Below are 370 nucleotides of genomic sequence, written 5' to 3' on the forward strand. Positions count from 1 at the left end.
AACACTCCGCGCACTACTACTTCCGCGACTTCTACAACGCCGACACCGGCATGCTCGCCGCCATGCACGTGCTCGCCGCCCTCGGCGAGCAGGACGCGCCGTTGTCCAAGCTGGCCGCCGAATACGACCCCTACCACGCCACCGGCGAACTGAACTCCCAGGTCGAAGACAAGGACGCCGCGATCGCCCGAGTGCTGGCCGACTTCGCCCCCGCCCTCGCGTCCGACCCCGCCGCGGCCGGAACCGACACCACCGCCGCCGGCTGCCCGGCCGCCTACGCGGGCACCGGCGTGAGCGTGGACCGGCTCGACGGCACCACCGTGATCGCCGACGACGGCACCTGGTGGTTCAACCTCCGCCCCTCCAACAC

The 370-nt window shown here is 71.4% G+C and carries 1 pseudogene; it reads left to right on the forward strand.

Annotated elements, in window-relative coordinates:
* A pseudogene (manB, locus tag AC5RVG_RS16975) lies at nt 1–370 on the forward strand (phosphomannomutase/phosphoglucomutase); the annotation flags it as partial.

Source organism: Arthrobacter senegalensis (assembly GCF_059091765.1).